The sequence below is a fragment of the Lutibacter sp. genome, from assembly GCF_040883305.1.
Taxonomy (GTDB): Bacteria; Bacteroidota; Bacteroidia; order Flavobacteriales; family Flavobacteriaceae; genus Lutibacter.
Genome location: NZ_JBFLKT010000038.1, coordinates 1 through 5,236, shown reverse-complemented (window position 1 = coordinate 5,236; position 5,236 = coordinate 1). Strand labels below are relative to the sequence as shown.

Genomic DNA, 5,236 nt, shown 5'->3' with positions numbered 1-5,236 from the left:
TAGAAAAACAGAAAATTATTTTTGAAAGATTTTCGCAAGAAAATGAAGAAACTTCTAGAACCTTAGGCGGATTGGGATTAGGATTATCTATTGCAAAAGAAAACACGGAATTATTAGGAGGAGAAATTTCTGTAAATTCTATAAAATGGAAAGGATCTACTTTTAGGGTATCTATACCGTATAAGCCTGTAAATGATATTTTTGAGTTTGATAATTTTAATGATAATATTATTGAAGCAAAACCAAAATATACTATTTTAATAGCTGAGGATGAAGAAATGAATTTTTTATTTCTTGAAATTTTAGTCTCAAAAATATTTAATCAAAATTGTAACATTTTACACGCGATAGACGGAGTTCAAGCTATTGAACTGTGTAATAAAAATGAAAATATAGATATTGTATTAATGGACATAAATATGCCAAATATGAATGGTCTCGAAGCAACAAAAAAAATTAAAAAATTTAGGCCTAAATTATCAATAATAGCACAAACGGCATACTCATCTGCTGAAGATAAAGAAAAAGCCCTTTCGGCAGGTTGTAATGATTTTATATCTAAACCAATAAATAAAGAGGAGTTAAAAACAATGGTAGACTATCATTTGAGTTTATAATAATATAATATAGAATTGAAAAATAAAAGAATAAAGAATAGCATTTTATTTGCAATAGTTGTAGTTGTTTTAAATGTTTTTGAAATTAAGGCACAATTCAATAACCTTATTTTTGAAAATGATGACATTCGTATACATGAAACCTATCTTACGTTAAATTCAACAGGAAATATTTTTCCAACAATTTATAATAAAGGGTTAATTTATGCTTCGAACCATAACAGAAATAACTATAAGCTCTTTTATTCAAATTTAAAATCGGAATCTCAAAAATTTAAAATCGGCTCAAAATATAATTTAGGAGCAGTTGCTATTTTTAATAATGAAATTTATTTTACGGGAGTCACAAAAAAGTTAAGCACTTTTGGTACAAATAATTTTACAATTTATAAAGGAAAAATAAGAGATTTTAAGGTTAAAGAAATTGTACAATTACCTATTTGCAATTTAGATTTTTCATATACATACCCAACAATTTCAAAAGATGGCTCTAAAATGACTGTTGTAACTAACGAAAGGGGGCGTTTACATTTATTAGAACTTAAAAGAACTAAAAATAACGAATGGGAAAAAGGAGATGTCGTATATATCTCTCATCCAGAATTTGAAATTATAAACCCGACATATTATAACGAAACCACTATTTATTTTGCATCAAATATTTATGATGGAAAAGTAACCAGAGTTGCTTATGATACAAATGAAAATGGAGAATTCCTTATTTCTGAAGTAGAAAGAGAGCAAGGAAGTTTTAATATTTATAAAATTGAAAAAAACAACGGAATTTGGGGAATACCTATAAAATTAGATTTTTTTAATTCAGATTTTGATGAATTGGGAGTAATTTTTATAAACGGGAATTCAGGGTATTTAACTTCATTTAGATACAGCAATACAGATAATATCTATTATTTTGAATTAAAGAATTAAAATAATAAACAAACAGGTGTTGGAGCTTTTATACTTTTTAAGAAGGATAATTCACCAGTTTTTTTATTCACTTTGTAAACGCTTATATTTTTACTTTTTTTGTTAGCAACTAATAAAAATTTTCCGTTTGGTGAAAGTGTAAAGTTTCTTGGCCAATCACCATTCACACTTATGTTTTGAATTTTTTGAAGTGTACCACTCTTTTTATTTCTTTTAAAAACTACAATAGAATTTTCACCTCTATTAGAGCCATATAAAAACTTCTCATTTTTAGATAAATGTATGTCAGCACAATAACTTTCACCACTAAAATCATTACTTAATGTACTAATGTTTTGAATATTTTTATAACTATTTTCAGCTTTTTTCAGTGTGGTTATAGTAGAATTTAATTCATTAATAACATAAATATAGTTGCCTTTTTTTGAAATTTCAAAATGCCTTGGTCCAGCGCCAACTTCCATGTTGTAATTTTCTTTTAAAGTAAAATCACCTTTCTCTTCAATATAATGTGCTAAAAAATCACGTCCTAAATCTGCAACAAATAAATTAGTGCCTAAAAATTTAGCAGAATGAGCATGTGCTTTTTTAGTTTCAATATTGTGATCAATAACCTGAAAAGCTTCTTGTAAACTACCATTTTTATTTATATTAAAAACGGCAAAATTTCCACCACCATAATTGGAAACTACAGCTTTATCTCCTTTTTTATTTAGTTGCACATGGCAAGGACCTTTACCTTTGCTGTTTACTTTATTAATTAAAGTAAGTGATCCGCTATAATTGATTTTGTATGCGCTAACAGAGCTTTCTTGGTCGCTTTCACTAACTGCATAGAGAAACTTTTTATCTTTTGAAAAAGTTAAAAAAGAAGGATTTACAGTTTCAATTGCTAACTTTTTATTATTTAATTCACCAGTTTTAGTATTGAAATTATAAAGGTAAATTCCTTGGCTATCTTCACCGGTATAGGTTCCAACGTACATTGGAATATTTTGCGCATAACTAACCACGTCAATACTCAATAATAAAAAAATAAAAATTCTTTTCATCTAGTTTTGGGTATTATTTTATTAGTATTCCACGTTTATTTAGCAAAGGAATATTTCTAAGTGCACCTTCTTTAATTACACCTTTTTCAAACAAATATTTTTTATCGAACATGGTATTTCCTTCAAAAAAAGTAACATTAAAAAAGTTCGAAAGTTTTAAGACATCACCTTGTAAAAGTTCAACTTTAGCAAAGGATTTAGCAGGTAATTTTTCAATTTTATGTCTTAAAATAGCTGTCTCAATCATTTTATCTTCGTCATAACCTTTAGAAACAATCAACACCATTTCTAAGGTAACATTTTTGTTGTTAACAATATATGCATTCCAATCTTCACATTTAAATTCGTTGTTATATTCTTTAACAACTGCCATAAAAACGTCCGTTACCTCTGGTATTGTAATATCTTTTTTCATAAAAAGGGTTTGTAAATTTTGAAGTTAAAAATTTAAAAAGCAGTACTTTAAAACTTACAACTGTTAAACTATATTACCGACTTAAACTGTTCTAAAAAACGCACATCGTTTTCATAAAACATTCTAATATCTGGTATTTGATACAATAGCATTGCAATACGTTCAATACCCATTCCAAAAGCGTAACCGCTGTAAACATCAGGATCAATATTGACGTTTTTTAATACATTTGGATCTACCATTCCACAACCCATAATTTCTAACCAACCTGTACCTTTTGTAATTTTATAATCGGTTTCGGTTTCTAATCCCCAATAAATATCTACTTCAGCACTTGGCTCAGTAAATGGAAAATATGAAGGGCGTAAACGAATTTTAGACTTCCCAAACATTTCTTTGGTAAAATACAAAAGTGTTTGTTTTAAATCCGCAAAAGAAACATCGGTATCAATATACAAACCTTCAACCTGATGAAAAATACAATGTGCACGTGCCGAAATATCTTCATTTCTAAAAACTCTTCCAGGAGAAATAGTTCTAATTGGTGGTTTATGATTTTCCATATAACGTACTTGAACAGAAGAAGTATGTGTACGTAATAAAATATCTGGATTTGTTTCAATAAAAAAGGTATCCTGCATATCACGTGCTGGATGGTATTCTGGTAAATTTAATGCCGTAAAATTATGCCAGTCGTCTTCAATTTCTGGACCTTCAGAAACTGTAAAACCTATCCGAGAAAAAACATCAATAATTTTATTTCTAACTATAGATATTGGATGGCGAGAACCTAATTCAATCGGCTCTTCGGGTTGTGTTAAATCGCCGTAAATACCTTTTTGTTCACTTGCGTTTTCTAAAGCATCTTTTAGTTGGTTTACTTTATCTTGTGCTGTATTTTTAAGCGTATTTAATGCCTGACCAAATTCTTTTCTTTCAGCAGATGGTACATTTTTAAATTCAGCGAATAAATCGTTAAGTATTCCCTTTTTACTTAAAAATTTAATTCTAAAAGTTTCAATTTCATCTTTAGAGGTTGCATTAAATGCTGCTACTTCTCCAATCAATTCTTTTACTTTATCTAACATTTTTATAGAAAATTAGAGTGCAAATTTACACAATTTTATTTTGATAAATAATATTGAATTTATAAAGATACATAGTGTCTTTTTAAATAGAAACGGTTTGTTTATTTTAACTGTAAAATTGTTTTTACGAAAACGTTTTAGAAAATTTGAATATTTTCGTAAAAAAATACTCTTAATTTATATATAATATTAAATATTAGCTATATTTGTATAGCAAATTATATTAAATTCAAAATAATACATCATAAATTATGGAATCAAAAATTAGAGAGTTTATGAATTTGGTTAAAGAACGTAACCAATTTGAACCTGAATTTTTACAAGCTGTAGAAGAAGTAGCCGAGACGGTTATTCCTTATATAGCTAGTCAAGAAATTTACTATGGTAAAAACATTTTATTAAGAATGGTTGAGCCAGAAAGAGTTTTAATGTTTAGAGTACCATGGGTAGATGATAGTGGAGAAATTATTGTTAATAGAGGATTTAGAATTGAAATGAATTCTGCTATTGGACCTTATAAAGGTGGTTTACGTTTTCATCCTACAGTAAACTTAAGTATTCTTAAATTCTTAGCTTTTGAGCAAGTATTTAAAAACGCATTAACTACATTACCTATGGGTGGTGGTAAAGGTGGATCTGATTTTGATCCTAAAGGAAAATCTGATGGTGAAATTATGCGTTTCTGCCAAAGTTTTATGGGAGAGTTATTCCGTCATATTGGTCCAAATACCGATATTCCTGCAGGAGACATTGGTGTTGGTGGTAGAGAAATCGGATTTTTATTTGGAATGTACAAAAAACTACGTAACGAATTTACAGGTGTTTTAACTGGTAAAGGAATGTCTTGGGGTGGATCATTAATTCGTCCTGAAGCAACTGGTTACGGAACTGTATATTTTGCTCAAAGTATGTTGGCAACTAGAGGAGATTCTTTAAAAGGAAAAACTGTTACGGTTTCAGGTTCTGGAAACGTTGCGCAGTATGCTTGTGAAAAAGCAACTCAATTAGGAGCTAAAGTTGTTACCTTATCTGATTCTGGAGGATATATTTTTGATAAAGATGGTATCGATGCAGATAAATTAGCTTTTGTAATGGATCTTAAAAATAACAAACACGCAAGAATTAGCGAATATG

At 28.6% G+C, this 5,236-nt stretch carries 6 protein-coding genes; 3 read left to right on the top strand and 3 right to left on the bottom strand.

Features of this window, described 5'->3' with window-relative positions:
- Together AB1Z17_RS01235 and AB1Z17_RS01230 are read left to right on the top strand one after the other, a co-directional pair.
- Window positions 1-617 (top strand): response regulator (locus AB1Z17_RS01235; protein ID WP_368049969.1); only part of this gene is annotated, 617 nt, incomplete at its 5' end.
- A gap of 15 nt (window positions 618-632) precedes the next feature.
- A complete protein-coding gene (locus AB1Z17_RS01230; RefSeq protein ID WP_368049968.1) occupies window positions 633-1,547 on the top strand; it encodes a hypothetical protein in 915 nt (304 codons plus the stop codon).
- Here AB1Z17_RS01230 and AB1Z17_RS01225 read toward each other — a convergent pair.
- The 3 genes from AB1Z17_RS01225 to pheS all read right to left on the bottom strand — a co-directional run bounded on the left by AB1Z17_RS01225 (window position 1,544) and on the right by pheS (window position 4,102).
- Window positions 1,544-2,599 (bottom strand): lactonase family protein, encoded by a 1,056-nt coding sequence (locus tag AB1Z17_RS01225; RefSeq protein WP_368049967.1) that lies wholly within the window; start codon window positions 2,597-2,599, stop codon window positions 1,544-1,546. The genes AB1Z17_RS01230 and AB1Z17_RS01225 overlap by 4 nt on opposite strands.
- Window positions 2,600-2,612: 13 nt before the next feature.
- Window positions 2,613-3,014, bottom strand: a complete 402-nt coding sequence (locus tag AB1Z17_RS01220) for a hypothetical protein (protein ID WP_368049966.1) — start codon at window positions 3,012-3,014, stop codon at window positions 2,613-2,615.
- 68 nt (window positions 3,015-3,082) lie between these two features.
- Window positions 3,083-4,102 (bottom strand): phenylalanine--tRNA ligase subunit alpha, encoded by a 1,020-nt coding sequence (gene pheS / locus AB1Z17_RS01215; RefSeq protein WP_368049965.1) that lies wholly within the window; start codon window positions 4,100-4,102, stop codon window positions 3,083-3,085.
- A 251-nt stretch (window positions 4,103-4,353) separates the two neighbouring features.
- Here pheS and AB1Z17_RS01210 point away from each other — a divergent pair.
- A partial coding sequence (locus AB1Z17_RS01210) for a Glu/Leu/Phe/Val dehydrogenase dimerization domain-containing protein (protein ID WP_368049964.1) occupies window positions 4,354-5,236 on the top strand: 883 nt, incomplete at its 3' end.

Coding starts and splice junctions, on each gene's coding strand:
- AB1Z17_RS01220 (WP_368049966.1), bottom strand. CDS start 3,014: ATGAAAAAAGATATTACAATACCAGAGGTAACGGACGTTTTTATGGCA.
- pheS (WP_368049965.1), bottom strand. CDS start 4,102: ATGTTAGATAAAGTAAAAGAATTGATTGGAGAAGTAGCAGCATTTAAT.
- AB1Z17_RS01225 (WP_368049967.1), bottom strand. CDS start 2,599: ATGAAAAGAATTTTTATTTTTTTATTATTGAGTATTGACGTGGTTAGT.